10 protein-coding genes are annotated in these 16,951 nt (G+C 49.5%); 5 read left to right on the top strand and 5 right to left on the bottom strand.

All coding sequences use genetic code 11. From position 1 onward, the window contains the following. Positions 1-48 precede the first annotated feature (48 nt). The 4 genes from QH73_RS27680 (at position 49) to QH73_RS03690 (ending at position 11,467) form a co-directional block, all read left to right on the top strand. Positions 49-5,526, top strand: coding sequence for an ATP-binding protein (locus QH73_RS27680; protein WP_052289994.1), 5,478 nt, complete (start codon positions 49-51; stop codon positions 5,524-5,526). 355 nt (positions 5,527-5,881) lie between these two features. Continuing rightward, positions 5,882-8,959, top strand: a complete 3,078-nt coding sequence (locus tag QH73_RS03700) for a hybrid sensor histidine kinase/response regulator (RefSeq protein ID WP_039715276.1) — start codon at positions 5,882-5,884, stop codon at positions 8,957-8,959. A 47-nt stretch (positions 8,960-9,006) separates the two neighbouring features. Then, a complete protein-coding gene (locus QH73_RS03695) occupies positions 9,007-10,242 on the top strand; it encodes a CheR family methyltransferase (protein WP_039715275.1) in 1,236 nt (411 codons plus the stop codon). Between the two features lie 370 nt (positions 10,243-10,612). Continuing rightward, the gene (locus QH73_RS03690) at positions 10,613-11,467 is read left to right on the top strand and encodes an alpha/beta fold hydrolase (protein ID WP_039715274.1); all 855 of its coding nucleotides are present in this window, start codon (positions 10,613-10,615) and stop codon (positions 11,465-11,467) included. A gap of 7 nt (positions 11,468-11,474) precedes the next feature. Here QH73_RS03690 and phaB read toward each other — a convergent pair whose 3' ends face one another. Then, positions 11,475-12,239 carry an acetoacetyl-CoA reductase PhaB gene (gene phaB / locus QH73_RS03685; protein ID WP_052289993.1) on the bottom strand — a complete coding sequence of 255 codons (765 nt, stop codon included), beginning with the start codon at positions 12,237-12,239 and terminating at the stop codon, positions 11,475-11,477. After that, positions 12,236-13,429, bottom strand: coding sequence for an acetyl-CoA acetyltransferase PhaA (gene phaA / locus QH73_RS03680; protein ID WP_039715273.1), 1,194 nt, complete (start codon positions 13,427-13,429; stop codon positions 12,236-12,238). Before phaA ends, phaB begins: the two co-directional genes overlap by 4 nt. A gap of 250 nt (positions 13,430-13,679) precedes the next feature. Between phaA and QH73_RS03675 the strand changes: the two genes are divergently transcribed. Continuing rightward, on the top strand, positions 13,680-13,964 hold the full coding sequence (locus QH73_RS03675; protein WP_039715272.1) for a hypothetical protein: 285 nt from the start codon (positions 13,680-13,682) through the stop codon (positions 13,962-13,964). Between the two features lie 189 nt (positions 13,965-14,153). On the opposite strand, the gene phaC is transcribed toward QH73_RS03675, so the two are convergent. Genes phaC through QH73_RS03660 form a run of 3 tightly spaced genes read right to left on the bottom strand, consistent with a single transcriptional unit; the run spans position 14,154 to position 16,898 of the window. Beyond that, a complete protein-coding gene (gene phaC, locus QH73_RS03670; RefSeq protein WP_039715271.1) occupies positions 14,154-15,230 on the bottom strand; it encodes a class III poly(R)-hydroxyalkanoic acid synthase subunit PhaC in 1,077 nt (358 codons plus the stop codon). Continuing rightward, positions 15,227-15,883 carry a class III poly(R)-hydroxyalkanoic acid synthase subunit PhaE gene (gene phaE, locus QH73_RS03665; RefSeq protein WP_052289992.1) on the bottom strand — a complete coding sequence of 219 codons (657 nt, stop codon included), beginning with the start codon at positions 15,881-15,883 and terminating at the stop codon, positions 15,227-15,229. The genes phaC and phaE overlap by 4 nt, the downstream gene beginning before the upstream one ends. 1 nt (position 15,884) lies before the next feature. Next, positions 15,885-16,898 carry an SDR family oxidoreductase gene (locus tag QH73_RS03660; protein ID WP_039715270.1) on the bottom strand — a complete coding sequence of 338 codons (1,014 nt, stop codon included), beginning with the start codon at positions 16,896-16,898 and terminating at the stop codon, positions 15,885-15,887. Between the last annotated feature and the right edge of the window lie 53 nt (positions 16,899-16,951).

Below are 16,951 nucleotides of genomic sequence, written 5' to 3'. Positions count from 1 at the left end.
TTCTGCCGAGTTGAATGATAATGCCTAACAGAGAGAGCAGTAAAGACAATGCAGCGACCTCAACGATCCCAGACAGTGACGCTAGATGACGTTGCCATTACCCAGGATTTATCTCGGCGTTCGCCACGTCGCCCAGATCTGCTCTCAGAAAATCAAGCATTGCATACCCTAGCACAGCAGATGGTGACTCAGCCTCAAAAGATGCTCCAAAGTCTAGTTGACATAGCACTCGATCTATGCAGTGCGGGAACCGTTGGGGTGAGCGAGCTTTCGACAACGAGCGATGGAGAAGAAATCTTTTGCTGGAATGTATTAGCCGGAACATTGTCACAGTATGTCGGTGGCACGACAAAGCGCGATCGCCCCGGAGTTTGCCTCGATTGCCTACGACACGGCGGAGCCGAACGCGGCACTCCCGTCTTGTTTTCCCATCCCGAACGATATTTCACCTACTTGCAGGAGTTCGACACGCCGATCGTTGAAGCCTTGGTGTTGCCTTTGATTGCGGATAGCCATGCACTCGGCACGATCTGGGTCATATCGCACGACGAGCAGCGACACTTTGACTGTGAAGACGTGCGCGTGATGACGCTCTTGGCAGATTTTACTGCTGCCTTCCTCCGAGAGCAGCGACAAGCCAAGGCGCTGCTAGCTGCTAACGCTGCCTTAGAAGCGGAGATTGCCGAGCATCAGCGAACACAAGTCAGTTTACGCGCATTGGAAGAACGTTCGCGCCAAACGATCGAGCATCTACCAGGGGGAGCCGCGTTTGTTGTCGATCGCGATCTGTGCTACCTACTTGCCGAAGGAGAAGCTTTGTCCGCAGCTGGATTCAAAAGCGAAGATCTGGTCGGACGAACGATTTTCGACGTGCTGCCACCTGCTCTAGCGGCAAATTATGAGACACTGTACCGTCAGGCGTTGGCTGGCGAGTCATTCGAGTACGAACACAACGCACACGATCGCACTTATATCTCACGCGGAACGCCGTTGCGTTATCCAAATGGCGAAATCTATGCAGCACTTGCCGTTTCGTATGACATCACAGATCGCAAGCGGGTAGAAGCAGCCTTGCAGAGATCGGAAGAAAAATATCGCACGTTAGTTTCCGCCACTGCAAAAATGGTTTGGACGGCAGACCCAAACGGCAACATTATTGCCGAAGTCCCAGGTTGGGAAAGTTTCACTGGGCAAACCTTTGACGAATACAAAAATTTTGGCTGGCTGGCTGTCCTACATCCTGACGACGTGGAACAAACCAGGCTTCTCTGGCAAACGGCGATTGAAAATCGTACGACTGCGATCGCCGAATATCGGCTGCGCGCGGTGGCTGGCGATTATCGGCGCGTCGCCGTGCGCGGTGAACCTTTATTGGACGCTGACGGAACCTTGCGCGGTTGGGTTGGCACGATCGCCGATGTCGAAGACATGCGCCGCGCCACAGAAGCCGAACAAGCCGCGATCGACCAATTGCGCCAGAGTGAAGCAAAATATCGATCGCTGTTTGAATCGATCGACGATGGCTTTTGCACGATCGAAGTTTTGTTTGACGAAACTAAAAGAGCGGTTGATTATCGCTTTTTGGATGTCAACCCGTCGTTCGAGAAACAAACGGGCATCGAGAACGCCGTCAGCAAACGAATCCGTGAAATTGCGCCGCAGCACGAAGAGCATTGGTTTGAAATTTACGGGCAGGTGGCAACGACGGGTGAATCCATCCGCTTTGAGAATCGTGCCGAACAGCTTAACCGTTGGTATGACGTTTACGCCTTTCGCGTTGGCGAACCCGCTCTTGCGCAAGTCGGCATTTTGTTCAACGACATCACCGAGCGCAAGCAATCAGAACAGGAATTAACCAAGACAAACCAACTCTTGCAGGCGACGTTCGACAACTCGCTCCAAGTCATCCAACTGTTCAAAGCCGTGCGAGACGAACGCGGCGACATCGCTGATTTCGAGTGGCTGCTGACCAACAAGCAGTGGAACGACCAATGGGGCGAGATGGCGGGCAAGCGTTTGCTGAGGGAAAATCCCGCCGTCGTTGAAACGGGGTTGTTTGATATGTTCAAGCAGGTTACGGAGTCCGGCGTTCCCATCACGCACGAACACCACTACGCTTACGAACAATTCGACGGCTGGTTTTGGCAGACCATCGCTCAAGTAGAAGACGGTTTTTTACTCTCTACGATCGACATCACCGATCGAAAACGCACAGAAGCAGCCCTGCGCGAATCCGAAGCGAAATATCGAGTGCTGTTTGAAATGATGGACGAAGGCTACCTCTTGTCCGAGGTGATTTTCGACGAGAATGGCGAACCGATTGACATTCTTTACCTCGAAGCGAATTCGGCAGCAGTGCGTCTCGCTGGGCGGGACTTCTCTGAGCAACGAATGCGCGAGATTGACCCAAATTACGAAGAATACTGGTATGAAATCTACGGGCACGTCGCGCTCACTGGCGAGTCCGTGCGTGCTGAACGATATGCCAAACCGCACGATCGATGGTTTGATTTTTATGCTTTCAAAGTCGGCGGGCAGGAGAGCCGCCGCGTCGCCGTCGTCTTCAAAGACATCACCGATGCAAAGCACCGCGAAGCGGATCGCAAACGCACGGAAACGAATCTCGCCTTTTTAGCCGAAGTCAGTCAAGATCTTGCGCGGCTGACGAACATTGACGCAACGATGGATGCGATCGGCGCGAAAATCGGCGGGCATTTCAACGTCGCCCGCGTCATTTTCGCCGAAATCAGCGAAGACCAACAGACGGGTCGCGTCAGCCACGAATGGTATCAGCCGGATTTGCCGGACCTGAAAGGCTCTTACGCGACAAAAGACTATTTCTCGCCGGAATTTGAACTTCTCCACCGTGCCGGAGAAATCGCCGTCGTCCGCGATACCGCGAAAGACGAGCAGGTTGACGCAGAGCGTTATGCCGCGCTGGGCGTAGGCGCGTTCGTCGGCGTGCCGCTCATCCGTCAGGACAAGTGGCGTTTCTATTTCAGTCTGCTCGATTCCAAACCGCGTGACTGGCGCGCCGACGAAATCGAGTTGCTGCGGGAACTGACGGCACGCATCTGGATACGCCTGGAACGCGCCCGTGCCGAAGCAGCCCTGCGCGTCTCGGAAGAAAAATACCGATCGCTGTTCAACTCGATGGACGAGGCTTACGCGGTTGTCGAAGTCATCCCCGACGAGGCGGGTGGGTGGAGCGACTTTCTCTTCCTAGAGGTGAACCCTGCCTTCATGCAGCACACTGGGATGGAGTACCCAGTCGATCGAACGGCGACCCAGATCCTCGGCACGCCAAACGCGCGATGGGCGGCGATCTACGGTCAGGTAGCCGAGACGGGCGAGTCGGTGCGCGTCGAGGAGGTAGAAGAAACCCTAAACCGGGTCTTCGACCTCAACATCTTTCGGCTGGGCGATCTGGGAAGCCGCCGCGTCGCGGTGCTGTTCACCGACATCACGGAACGGAAGCGAGCCGAAAACGATCGCAACCGCGCCCAAGAAGCGATGCAGGCATTTTTCAGTAATGTGAGTCATGAGTTTCGCACTCCTCTGACCCTGTTGCTGAGTTCGATTCAAGAGACATTGAGCGATCTGACACATCCCCCCAGTCCCGCACAGCGATCGCAACTAGAACTGGCGCAGCGCAACGCGATGAGGCTGCTCAAACTCATCAATACGCTGCTGGACGTTTCCCGCATCGAAGCGGGTCGCATTCAAGCAGTGTATGAGCCGACCGATCTCGCAACCTTAACGACAGAACTGGCGAGTTCATTTGAGTCAGCCATTGAGCAGGCAGGCTTGCAACTGGCGATCGATTGCCCACCTCTACCGGAGCCAGTGTATATCGATCGCTCAATGTGGGAAAAGATCGTCCTCAATCTGCTCTCAAATGCGTTTAAGTTTACCTTCGCAGGAGAGATTACAGTTCGCTTGACAGCGGCTAGTAACTGGGTTGAGTTAACCGTACAAGACACAGGCATTGGTATTCCAGCCGCAGAACTGCCGCGCTTGTTTGAACGGTTCTACCAGGTGAAAAGGGCAAACGGGCGTAGCTTTGAAGGATCGGGGATTGGCTTGTCTCTGGTGCAGGAGTTAGTCAAACTGCATGGCGGTACGATTACTGTCAGCAGTGTTGAAGGAGAAGGCAGTTGCTTTAAGCTGTTGCTTCCAACTGGGTTTGTCCATCTTCCCCCTGGACAGATTGGCTCACCTCAAACCTTGGACTCAACGACAACAGGTGTAACTGCCTATGTAGAAGAAGCACTGGGATGGCTACCCGAAGAAGCAGGTGGGCAAATGGACAGATGGGCAGGTGAGAAGATCGAGTCAACGCCCGCACAGCCACACACCCGCACACCTGCTCGTATTCTGCTAGTGGATGATAACGCGGATATGCGTGGCTACCTGAAGCGGCTATTGAGTCAACGATGGCAGGTGGAGACAGCCGCGAATGGGGCGATCTCTCTCGCCCAAATCCAGCAACAGCCTCCAGACTTGGTGCTGACCGATGTGATAATGCCAGAAATGGATGGGTTGCAATTGCTGCAAGCGCTCCGGGCTGACCCTCAAACCAAAAGTATTCCGATAATTTTACTATCAGCACGAGCGGGAGAAGAGGCAACGATCGAAGGCTTGGCAGCGGGAGCGGATGATTACTTAATCAAACCCTTTTCTGCTCGCGAACTGATGGCACGAGTTGAAACGCATCTACAACTAGCACGGCTGCGCCAAGAGCAATCCGCCAATCGCTTTAAGGATGAGTTTCTCATGACCGTGACTCACGAACTGCAAGCCCCGCTGGCTGTGATTCTAGGTTGGGCGCGCTTATTGCAAACACAAACCTTAGATCGAGCTAAAACAGCTCACGCGCTAGCGGCGATCGAACGCAATGCCACGGTTGAAGCAAAACTAGTGAAAGATTTGTTGGATGTTTCTAGTCTTCTGTCTGGAAAGTTGCAATTACAGATTCAACAAGTCGATCTCATTCCTCTGACAAAAGAAGTTGTGGCAAAGCTACGTCCAACGGCAGAGGCAAAGACAATTCAATTGATCGAGACATTGCCTTCCCCTAACGCGGGGATATTCGTTTTAGGACAAAGCGATCGCCTCAAACAAATTATGACTAACTTGCTGTCCAATGCGATTAAATTTACTCCCGAAGGAGGGCGGGTAGAGATTTCGCTCACAAGAGCAGGGAGCAGGGAGCAGGGAGCAGGGAGCAGGGGAGGATTCACCACTCACCACTCTTCTTATGCCCAAATTCAAATCGAAGACACTGGCATCGGCATCAATCCTGACTTTCTCCCCTATGTCTTCGATCGCTTCACTCAAGCTGAAGTTCCCAGCCGTCATTCACCTGGAGGAGTGGGGATTGGACTGGCAATCTCTCGTCTCCTGGTCGAACTGCATAAAGGTATAATTGAAGCAACCAGTGACGGAGTTGGACTCGGAGCAACGTTTAGAGTCAAATTGCCGTTGATGACTACCTACGTATTAAACAATACGGTGCAAGGGTAGAGTGATAAGTGCCATGCAAGGAGTTAATTGCAATGGTGGCTATTCTTGCTGGGCGATCTGATCAGTGAGCAGGGGAAAAAAATCTCAGTTTTTTACAAGCCAACATTGTATATCAATTTAGCAATAGTTTAGAATTTTCTTAATGGCAAAATGAGAAACATTAATAAATGTCCATCCTTGGGAAACATAGACAGCTTAACCGAAGGCAAGAAAGCCGCTCTTGCTCTGGATGTGTTTGCCAGCAATAGACAAAATGGGTATCAGTAATACGAGCACCAGACCTAGTGGATGATGTATCTGGTAGGCTTGTAATTTTGCCTGGAGTCGGTTTTCAGTTGAAGGCACGAGAAATTGTATGAACGGGAACGAAAAATCCCAAGCCACAGACTGGCTGAATAGCAGTGGTGAAATGGGGAAACTCATTCGTTCTAAGGACTGGTCAAAAACGCCCTTGGGTCCAATTGCATCTTGGTCGCAAAGTTTGCGAACGACGGTCAGCCTCTGTCTTGCCTCAAATTTCCCGATTAACATCATTTGGGGACCTGGGCGGGTTCAGATTTATAACGATGGCTATTGGCTCATCTGTGGCGACAAGCACCCCCACTCGATGGGACAGGACTACAAAGAATGCTGGCTCTCTGCCTGGGATGCGATTGGGGAACCTTATGAGCGTGCTACTGCCGGAGAAACTGCCTTTCTGGAAAATCGACGGATGTTCCTAGATCGCAACGGCTATTTGGAAGAAACCTTCTTCACGTTCTCCCTTAGCCCCATTCGCGATGAAACAGGCGGTGTAGGTGGACTGTTTCACCCAGTCACAGAGATGACTCAGCAAATCCTAGCAGAACGGCGGCTTAGGGTGCTGCGTGATGTAACAGATTATACTGCCGATGCGAAGACAATCGAAGAAGCTTGTCGCTCGATCGCTCAAGCCCTTGCGGCTCATGAACTCGATCTGCCCTTCACGCTGTTCTATCAGCTGAATGCGAACGGCAAACAGGCGGATTTAATGAGCGTGACTGGACTGGAGCTAGAAAGTGCGCTTTGCCCAAAGACCGTAGATTTAGAGGCATCGCCAGAACTTTGGGCACTTGCAGAAGTGGCGCAATTGTCTCCAACTGTTCAGGGAGCATCCGGTCAAACTCGACAGATCGATGAATTGGAACAACGGTTTGGCGCATTCAAGTGTAGCCCTTACCCAGAAACTCCCAAGTCTGCCATTGTCGTGCCAATCGCCCTGCCAGGGTTAGAGCATCCGTGGGGTGTGTTTGCTGTAGGGGTTAGTCCTCGGCGAGCGTTGGATGAGGCTTACCAAACGTTTTATACGTTGCTAGGTAAATCAGTGATAACGACGCTCACCAATGCCCGTGCCTATGAAGAAGAACGCAAACGGGTTGAAGCGTTGGCAGAATTAGACCGAGCCAAAACCACTTTTTTCAGCAACGTCAGCCATGAATTTCGCACCCCACTAACGCTATTACTTGCTCCCCTGCAAGATGCCTTAAGCGATCGCACCTACCCCCTCGACCCTGTTCATCGAGTCCGCCTGGAACTCGCTCACCGCAATAGCTTGCGTCTGATGAAACTGGTTAATACCCTGCTCGACTTCTCCCGCATCGAAGCCGGACGGATGGAAGCAGTTTATGAACCAACCGACTTGTCAATGTTCACAGCTGAGTTAGCAAGTGTATTTCGTTCCACCATTGAACGCTCTGGGTTGCGGCTAGTGGTCGATTGTACGCCGATCGGCGATCCTGTATACGTAGATCGCCAAATGTGGGAGAAAATTGTGCTTAACTTGCTCTCAAACGCCTTTAAGTTTACATTAGAAGGAGAAATCGCCGTTAGGCTGCTCAAAATCGATGACGATGGTCGCGAAGCGAACCGCCTTCGGCATCGCGTGATGCTACAGATACAAGATACAGGCATCGGGATTGAGCCGGAGGAACTGCCCCATCTGTTCGAGCGATTTTATCAAGTGCGGGGAGCAAAAGCTAGGACTCATGAAGGATCTGGAATCGGACTAGCTTTGGTACAGGAATTAATTAAACTGCATGGTGGCACTGTAGAGGTAAGCAGCACTCCAAGAGTAGGAAGCTGTTTTACTGTCACAATTCCATTAGGCACAGCACACTTGCCAAGCGATCGTATTCAAGCCACACGCACCATAGCATCAACAGCACTCGGTGCAGCCCCGTATGTTCAGGAGGCAGAGCGATGGTTGCCCCAAGAAGAGGGGGAGATCGGGGGAGGGAGAGAGGGGGGAATGAACGGTTGCTCCCCCACTCTCCCACAGCCCTACTCTCCCACTCCTTCTCGCATTCTTCTGGTCGATGATAATGCCGATATGCGCGATTATCTCAAGCGAATATTCAGCGAACAAAACCTTGAAGTTGAAGCGGTTGCGGATGGAGCAGCGGCGCTGGTGGCGGCAAGGGCGCAAGTCCCAGACCTGGTGCTGAGTGATGTGATGATGCCCCACTTAGACGGCTTTGGGTTGCTCCAAGCATTACGTGCCGACCCACAAACTAGAGAGATTCCCATCATCCTGCTTTCTGCCCGTGCAGGCGAAGAGTCGGTAGTGTCGGGGCTAGAAGCAGGGGCGGATGACTACCTGATCAAGCCCTTCTCTGCTGCTGAACTTGTGTCTCGCGTCAACGCTCATCTCCAGATGGCACAACTGCGAAGGATTGCACTGAGTCAGGAAAGAGAGATCGGTCGCAGGAAGGATGAGTTACTGTCAACCGTTTCCCACGAACTGAATACTCCTTTAGTTGCCATCCTCGGTTGGACGCGGTTACTACGCAGCTCACCGACAAATCACTCCATGTTGATGAAGTCGCTAGACACAATCGAGCGTAACGCCACACTGCAAGCCAAGCTAATTCAGGACTTGCTGGATATGTCCCGCATTAGTGCAGGTAAACTGCGTTTGAGTCTTCAACCTGTCGAACTAAAATTAGTAATTGAGAATGCGATCGCCGCAGTCTTGACTGCGGCGATCGCTAAAGATATTCATTTACAATGGAAACCAAGCGTTCGAGAGCCGCATATTATTGTTTTGGGCGATGGCGACCGACTTGGGCAAGTTATCTGTAATCTCCTGACCAACGCAATTAAATTTACCCCAGATTCAGGCAGCGTCACTGTTGAACTGTCAGCGATCGACGAGGACGGCAATTATCCTCATGCCTCTTACGCCCAAATTCGTGTTATGGATACGGGTATTGGTATTGCTGCTGAATTTCTTCCCCATGTTTTCGATCGCTTGAGTCAAGCCGAAGGTTCAAATTCGGCTAAGGGATTGGGACTGGGATTAGCGATCGCCCGTCACCTAGTCGAACTCCACAACGGCACGATCCACGCCGCCAGTTTAGGAGTTGGGCAAGGTGCAACCTTTACCGTTAAGCTACCAATTTTACCAGAGTGGTGAATTCTTCATTATAAGCTGGAGTTAGAGAATAAATCTCAAACCCTTCCATGAATCTGTCCCAAGCCGAGCCAGAATTTGAAGCGTTATTAGATTATCTCAAGCACAATCGGGGTTGTGACTTGACTGAGTATAAACGCTCTAGCTTGGTGCGGCGATTACGAGTGCGAATGCAGAGTATCAACATTGGTAGCTATCAGGACTACTTACAGTATTTGCAAAGCCATGACCAGGAGTGGATGGCACTTTTAGATACTGTTCTGATTAATGTTACTAGTTTCTTTCGCGATCGCGATGCTTGGGATTATCTAGCACATGAGATCGTTCCCAAAATCGTTGCCAGCAAGCAACCTGATGAATCAATTCGAGTCTGGAGTGCGGGTTGTGCTGCTGGACATGAAGTGTATACCCTACTGATGTTGTTTGCCGAAGCTTTAGGGATCGAAGCTTGTTTGCAGCGAGTTCAATTTTATGCCACAGATGTGGATGAAGCCGCGATTGGACAAGCGCGTCTTGCCACTTATAACTCCAAAGAAGTTACATCAATTCCTCCCCAACTGCTGGAGAAATACTTTGAGCCAACTCCTAATGGTTATGTGTTTCACCGACAACTGCGCCGCCAGATCGTCTTCGGTCGTCACAACCTGGCTAAAAATGCGCCGATGTCCAAAATCGATCTATTATCGTGTCGGAATGTGCTGATTTATTTCAACGGGGAGACACAAGCATCGATCTTTGTTCGCTTCCACTTTGCGCTGAAAAACACTGGTTTTCTCTTCTTAGGTAAGTCAGAAACATTAGTCAACCACAGACAAATTTTTACGCCGATTAATTTAAAGCATCACGTTTATGCAAAAGGGCTAAATCTAGAACTGGACAATCACCTATTAATCAACCCCAAATCTAGTAAAAAGCAAGCGCTTGATGCCATGACGTACCAAGTTCGCATCTGGCAAACTGCTTACGAAACGAGTCATGAGGCTCAACTAGCAGTAGACGTTAATGGTCGTTTAGTCGCTACCAACGAGCAGGCAAATATCTTATTCGGATTAACCCTAAACAATTATCACCGTCCTTTTGAAGAACTCGAACCTGGAAAGCTATTGGGTTCCCATACTTCGATGAAAGCGTTTTATCGCAATCGTCGTCGAATCACTTTGAAAAATATTGAGTGGAACACTTTAAAAGGTACAAGTTACTTTGATATTTCCATCGTTCCTGTTTTCAGTCAAAAACAACATTTGCTGGGAGTCAATTTGACATTCATTGATGTGAGCGATCGTTAATAACTAGCCTAAGAGCTGGAAAAATAGAAATTTTGCCTTTGACCCGATGCAAGCGCAAACTGATGAATTTTCCACTTGTCTCTAGCTCGATCTTTTCAAACGCAATTACCTTTTGATAGAGATTGTTTTATATGAATTAGCTCTAACTAAGTATAAGAAATAACACAAGGAAAGTTAGATTCAGTTAGATCGAGCAGAAAAAACTTAAATATCTTCCTCAATCTGAGAACAATCCAGTTATAGTACACCTAACCTTGGTTAGATATTGCATCTAGATTCCAAAAAGTAATTGTGTTGCAAAAAATTTAGAAAATACCTGCGTAGTAGCTCTGCAAATTACCGTTAAAGTGTAATTGTCATGGAGTAAATTGTGAAAACGACGGTTAAAGAACGGCGAATAAATATAAACGGTCTAACCACTCGTTACTTAACAGCGGGTAATGATGGTCTACCGTTAGTATTGCTACATGGAGATAGTGATAGTGCGCTTGATTGGTCATGGGTACTGCCCGCGCTGGCAGCTACGCATCGCGTCTACGCCCCAGACTTTCCAGGTTTTGGCGATAGTGCTAAACCCAACGTTATCTATTCTCTAGAATTTTTGACGCAGTTTGCGCTCGATTTTCTCAACGCGCTTGGGATCGAGCGAGCTGTGTTAGTCGGCAACTCGCTCGGTGGTCTAATTGCCCTGCGTGTTGCCCTGTCACATCCCGAACAAGTGCCAGGTCTAGTGTTAGTAGACAGCGCTGGGCTTGGTTCCTCAGTCACCCCGCTGCTGTCTCAACTGACATTGCCCATATATGGAGAACTTGCCACTACCTGGTGTAGAACACCGCTTGGCGCGAAGCAGCGTTCGTGGGCGCGGGCGGCGCTGTTTTTCGCCCAACCCATGAAAGCTCCTACTGCGTGGCTGACGGATCAGGAGCGAATGGCGCTTCTTCCTGGCTATCTTGAGGCTACCCTGTCCTCGCTACGGGCTTCACTGAATGTAACCGGACAGCGGGAAGTGTTGCTCGACTCTCTACCACAGTTAAATATGCCAACTCTTGTGGTGTGGGGAACTGACGACAAGATTTTTCCAAAAGAGCAGGCTCAAGCTGCTGTTAGTCGTCTACAGCAAGGACACCTCGCCTTGATCCCAGATTGCGGTCATCTACCCCATGTCGAGCGCCCCGAACTTTTTACGAATGCATTAAACGAGTTTCTGACAAAAGTTGCTTCTTAGACAGTTCTCAAGTGTGCTGCGCCCCATTGACGCGGAGAACTGCGCCCGTGATGTAGCTGCTGGCGATTGGGGAGAGCAAAAACGCTACTGCCCAGGCAACTTCCTCCGGCTTGCCAAAGCGATTCAAAGGGATCTCGGACAAAATGCGTTCTTGCACTTTGTCGGGGATCGACTTAACCATGTCAGTCTCAATGAATCCTGGTGCTACAGCGTTAACTCGCACCCCGTACCGCGCCGCTTCTCTGGCTAAGGATTTGGTCAGACCAACGATCGCCGCTTTGGATGCTGCATAGTTGGTCTGACCGAGATTTCCCCGTTCGCCCGAAATTGAGCTGATGCAGACCACAGAGCCTTCTTTGCGATCGTACATCTTGGGGATCGCGGGCATCAACGTGTTGTAGACTCCTTTTAAGTTGGTGTCGATCGCGGCATCCCAGTCTTCGGAGGTCAGTTTGGGAAAAAAGTTGTCACGGGTAATCCCAGCATTAGCGACAACCCCATAGATCGAGCCGAGTTTTTGTTCGATCTGTTCTGCCACTGCCTCCATCGCTGCTTTGTCGGTCACGTCGGCTTGAATTGCCAGAGCTTGATGCTGAGTATTGCGATCGCTCCGGTGGGTGTAAGCTACCTTACTTCCCAACTTTTCTAGCAATCTGACGATCGCCGCTCCAATGCCTCTATTACCGCCTGTTACCAAAATAACTTTATCTTCCAGCCCCAAAGAGATCCCAATCTGCTCTCCTAGCCCATCTATATTGAGCAATTCCTTCATCTTAGTCGCTCCACTGCGATCGCCGTACTACCGCCAGTACCGTGACAAATAGCTGCTAGCCCTAGCTGTCCATTTCGCTTTTGCAAGGCATTCAGCAGCGTGACTACGATTCTTGCCCCCGAAGCTCCGATGGGATGCCCCAAGGCGATCGCGCCCCCATAGATATTGAGCTTCTCGTAAGGAATCCCCAGCATCCGGTGAAACAGCACGTTGCTCAGAGCAAAAGCCTCGTTGTTCTCAAACAAGTCAAAATCGTAAATTCTCATTTTCAGCTTGTCTAAAAGCTTCTTCACTGCCAAAATCGGCACTTCGGGGAAGCGCCAAGCTTCTCCACCTGCCCAAGCTCCTCCAATTACCCGCGCTAGGGGCTTGAGTTCGTATCGTTCCACTGCCTCTCGGCTTGCCAAGACCAAAGCTGCTGCTCCATCCGATATCTGGCTGCTGTTGCCAGCTGTAAATACTCCATCTTCGCCAAAAGCAGGCTTGAGTTTTGTCAGGCTCTCTAATGTGGTTTCGGGGCGGATTCCTTCATCTTTGTCCGCCAGGAGCAAACCTTTCTTTCCCTCAATTTTAATCGGAACAATCTCATGCTTAAACCAGCCTTGTTCGGTGGCGATCGCTGCCCGTTGCTGTGAGTAAAGAGCGATTTCATCCAAGTCAGTCCGTCCAATATTATAAGTTGCTGCCAGGCGCTCGGCTTGCGCTCCCATCGCTTCAGCAGTAGTCGGATCGGTAAGACCGTCGTAGAGCAGAATATCGGTCAGTTGCTCTGGCGCACCTAGCAGGAACTTATACCCCCACCTGGCTCGGTGCGAGAGGAAAAACCCCGTCTGCGACATGGATTCCATTCCACCAGCAAGTACAATTTCAGCTTCACCAGAGCGGATAGCAGTAGCAGCATTCATCACGCTCATCATGCCCGAAGAACAGACCATATCCACTGCATACCCGTTCACCGTCTCTGGAATTCCAGCCTTGAAAGCTGCCTGACGCGGCAAGGATTGCCCATGACCTGCCTTGAGTACGTTGCCAAAGATATACAAGTCTAAAGCTTCTCCCGATACTCCGGCTCGTTCCAACGCTGCTTGCATGGCGATCGCGCCTAAATCTACTGGCGAAAAGGATGCTAGGACACCTCCAAACTTACCAAGCGGCGTGCGTACTGCCGAGACAATATAGGCTTCTTGCATACATCTTCACTAATTTCTTTTCTTTTAAACCGTTATGTTTTTAAGTGCTACTAACTAAAGGCAGATGCTTACATAGCAACCTAAGCAATCTATAAGAATTGGCGTTACGGCTGTCATTAGTCTTTGGTCATTTGTGAGTAGTGTTTAATTGTGAATTGTGAAGTTATAATTGACAAATAACAATCATTTTTTGATAGAGTGATAAGCAAGACAATTGCTATTTCAAAATAAAGTAAAAGGAGCAATAGCAATGGATTGGAACAACAATTTTGAACGGTTCTTGCACCAGTTCAGTGACTGGCAGCGAGAATTTATCAATAACATGACTGCTGCTGTACCATTTACTACATCCAGTTATAACCCACTGAATTTTACTGAAACTTTCAATAAGACTCTGAGATTTCAGGAAGAGGTAGTAACGAGTTCTTTAGAATTCCAAGCTCTGTTAGCCCGTATGTCTATCGAAACTCAGAAGCAATTTTGGGAGGGTTATTTCAATCTGCTGAAGAAAACGCCAGAAAAAAAAGTTGATTGATTCATAGAACTACGTTTATTTTGCATCATAATATAAGCCGCTAGTACAGAACAAAATTAAATAACTAGAGGCTTAGTTTGTTTTCGCCATTTGTCATATTTCATTATAAAAATAATCTTTGTTATCTGACTTGTCCTCTGCACAGAGAAAGGATCGAAGTTCAATAATTTTGTGTTCATCTATACAAGTTCAATCAGCTTTTAGCTTCAGCCATTCAACAATAGTTGGAGGCAGGTTTTGTTGCACCTTGCCGCTGACGTACATGCCAATATGCCCAACTGGGAAGGAATGCACTGTATAGTCAACGCTAGCAATGTATTTCTCAAGCGCCAAGGAGGATGCTGGCGGAACCAGATGATCCTGCTCGGCGTAAATGTTTAAAACTGGGATGCGGATATTCCCTAGATCCACCCGTTTGTTGCCAATTTCGAGCATACCTTCGATCAATTTGTTTCCCTGGTAAAAGTCTTTCATAAACTGTCGGTAGGCTTCTCCGGCTTGGTCAGGACTGTCGAAAATCCATTTTTCCATCCGCACAAAGTCAATCAGCTTGTCCTCTCGGTCAATGCTATCGAGCAGATTGATATACTTTTCCACTCCCAGTTGAAAGGGCTTTAGCATCAAAAACTCTAAATTCAGGAAGTCACCAGGGATGTTACCTAAAGCATCGACCATGAGATCTATATCCTGAGCTTGCGATCGCAGAGTGCATCCACCCCAAACGTTGAGAAGTCCCTCCTTGATGTGAAAATCAACAGGTGTAACCATAACAATTAGGTTTTTCACCTTCTCAGGGTAAAGGGAACTGTAGCAAAGGCTAAAGGTTCCACCCTGGCAAATTCCTAACAGATTAATCCGATCGAGATTGTGGCGATCGCGCACCACGTCTACGCAGTTATTAATATAGCCATTAATATAGTCGTCAAGGGTAAGCCAGCGATCGGCTCGGCTGGGATAACCCCAGTCGATCAGGTAGACATCGATACCAAGATTGAGTAAATTGGCAACAAATGACCGATTTTCCTGTAAATCGACTATATAAGGACGATTGACTAGGGCATAAACGATGAGGATGGGAATATTCAGCGAATGCTCTACCTTGGGCTTAAAGTGGTAAAGTACCACCTTGTCCTCGCGGTAGACCTCTTCTTTAGGAGTGACCCCAATTTGAATATCCTCCTCGCGCAGATGGCTGAAGCTCTCGACACCTTTAAACAGCTTTTGGCTTAACTCCCATTCTCCCCCTGCTTCCCCTGCTCTGTTCATTGTGTTTCTGCCACAGCTTTTTTCAGGCTTTTGATTTCCTTACGCATCTCGTAGATGCTGCGATGAACTTCGTCTACTTCGCTCCGAGTTGGTAAGTCATTCATCTTCAGAAAGACTTCCATTAGCTGTTGCTGTTGTAGCCTGTAGGTCATTGCTGCACTCAAGAATTTGCCTCGGATCTTCAGGGTATCCTCTGAATGAAACGTTTGGGCAAATACTCGATCGAATAAACTACTCCAAACTTGGAGAAACTGTCGCCAGTTCTGAATCGCTTTGTCCTTTTCCTCGGAAGTTGCCAATTCGCGCATCAACTCGTCAAAAGCCCTTGCCCAGACACCGAGCAGCACTAGTTGATAGTCAAAACTCGCCTTATAAAAGTTTATCCAACTATCGAAGCCCGCAAGTAGTTTATGGTTGAACTCGCGGGTGTAACCCAAACTTGGGGTTTGCAGAAAGCTACCCAAGGTTTGTTCGTAGATGTTCCAGTAGAAGTTTATCGGCTCGAATGATATAAAGAAATCGCCGCTTGCCGTCCTGCGGGCGCTCTCTAGTGACTGCTGTAGTAGCTCTGCCCATAGCTGAGCCAACTTTTGCAGCCCCTGTATGTAGACTTGCCATAACTCTATCGGATTTTTGGGCGTTGCCGAGTCCATCCTAAACTCGTCCCCCTTTGAATGCTTGTGCCGACAGCAAGGCTAATATTCCTATGGTAGCGATCGCACCCCACTTGAGCGGTGGATTCTTATCCAGCCAGTCAGTAACGCTTGGGATCGCCAGGTTGTCAAAGTCTCCCTTAACTTTGTCATGGGCTGGTACGGCTTCATAAAGATTGTTGGGCGCATCTTCAGACTTCGGCTCGTCAGTATGCTGGAGTGGGAAAGCAACACGTGCAAATAAGTAATCTAACAATGATGGCGAGAGACGCTGTAGCAGATCTATGACTCTAGCCGCATCCCCTACAGGAAAATCGCGAGTCGGGTGTTCGGCAACGTAGAGGATTGCGTCAGCTACCAAGCTGGGTTGGTAGTAGGGCGGTGGTGCTGATGGCTTCACTCCCAACTTTGTCAGAGCATTGTTATAGAAGGGTGTATTGACTGCGGCAGGCATGATGCTCGTGACGCCGATCGGTATTTTCTCATGTTGTAGCTCGACGCGCAGGGATTCGAGAAAACCTTCGATGCCGTGCTTTGCCGTGCAGTAGGCGCTTTGGAGCGGGAGACTACGCCTACCTAACATGGAAGAGATGTGAATCAGCGCCCCTCGTCCCTCACGCTTGAGATGGGGTAGTGCTGCCATAGCACCGTATACCTGCCCCATCAGACTGACATCAATCACGCGCTGAAACTCTTCTGGCTTTATGTTTTCGACAGTGGCAAAGACATTGTTAGCAGGGCAATGTACCCATGTATCGAGTCGCCCGTACACCTCGACGGCTTTATCTGCGATCGCCTGAACCTGCTCAAATACCGTTACGTCGGCGGTTATAGCGGTTGCCTCACCACCGAAGCTTTGAATCTCGTTTACCAGGGATGCCAAACCCGACTCACTGCGAGCAGAGACAACTACCTTCGCCCCTTTTTTTGCAAACTGAAGTGCTGCCTCGCGCCCGATGCCGCTAGAAGCCCCAACTACTGCAACGACCTGCTGATTTATTGGCTTCAGTTGCATCTAATGTTACTCCTTAAAGTCTGAAGGACGAATTTATCCAGCTTGAATCCGCA

Source organism: Scytonema millei VB511283, assembly GCF_000817735.3.
In the GTDB taxonomy this organism is placed as follows: Bacteria; Cyanobacteriota; Cyanobacteriia; order Cyanobacteriales; family Chroococcidiopsidaceae; genus Chroococcidiopsis; species Chroococcidiopsis millei_B.
This window is presented reverse-complemented; position numbering and strand designations above follow the sequence as displayed.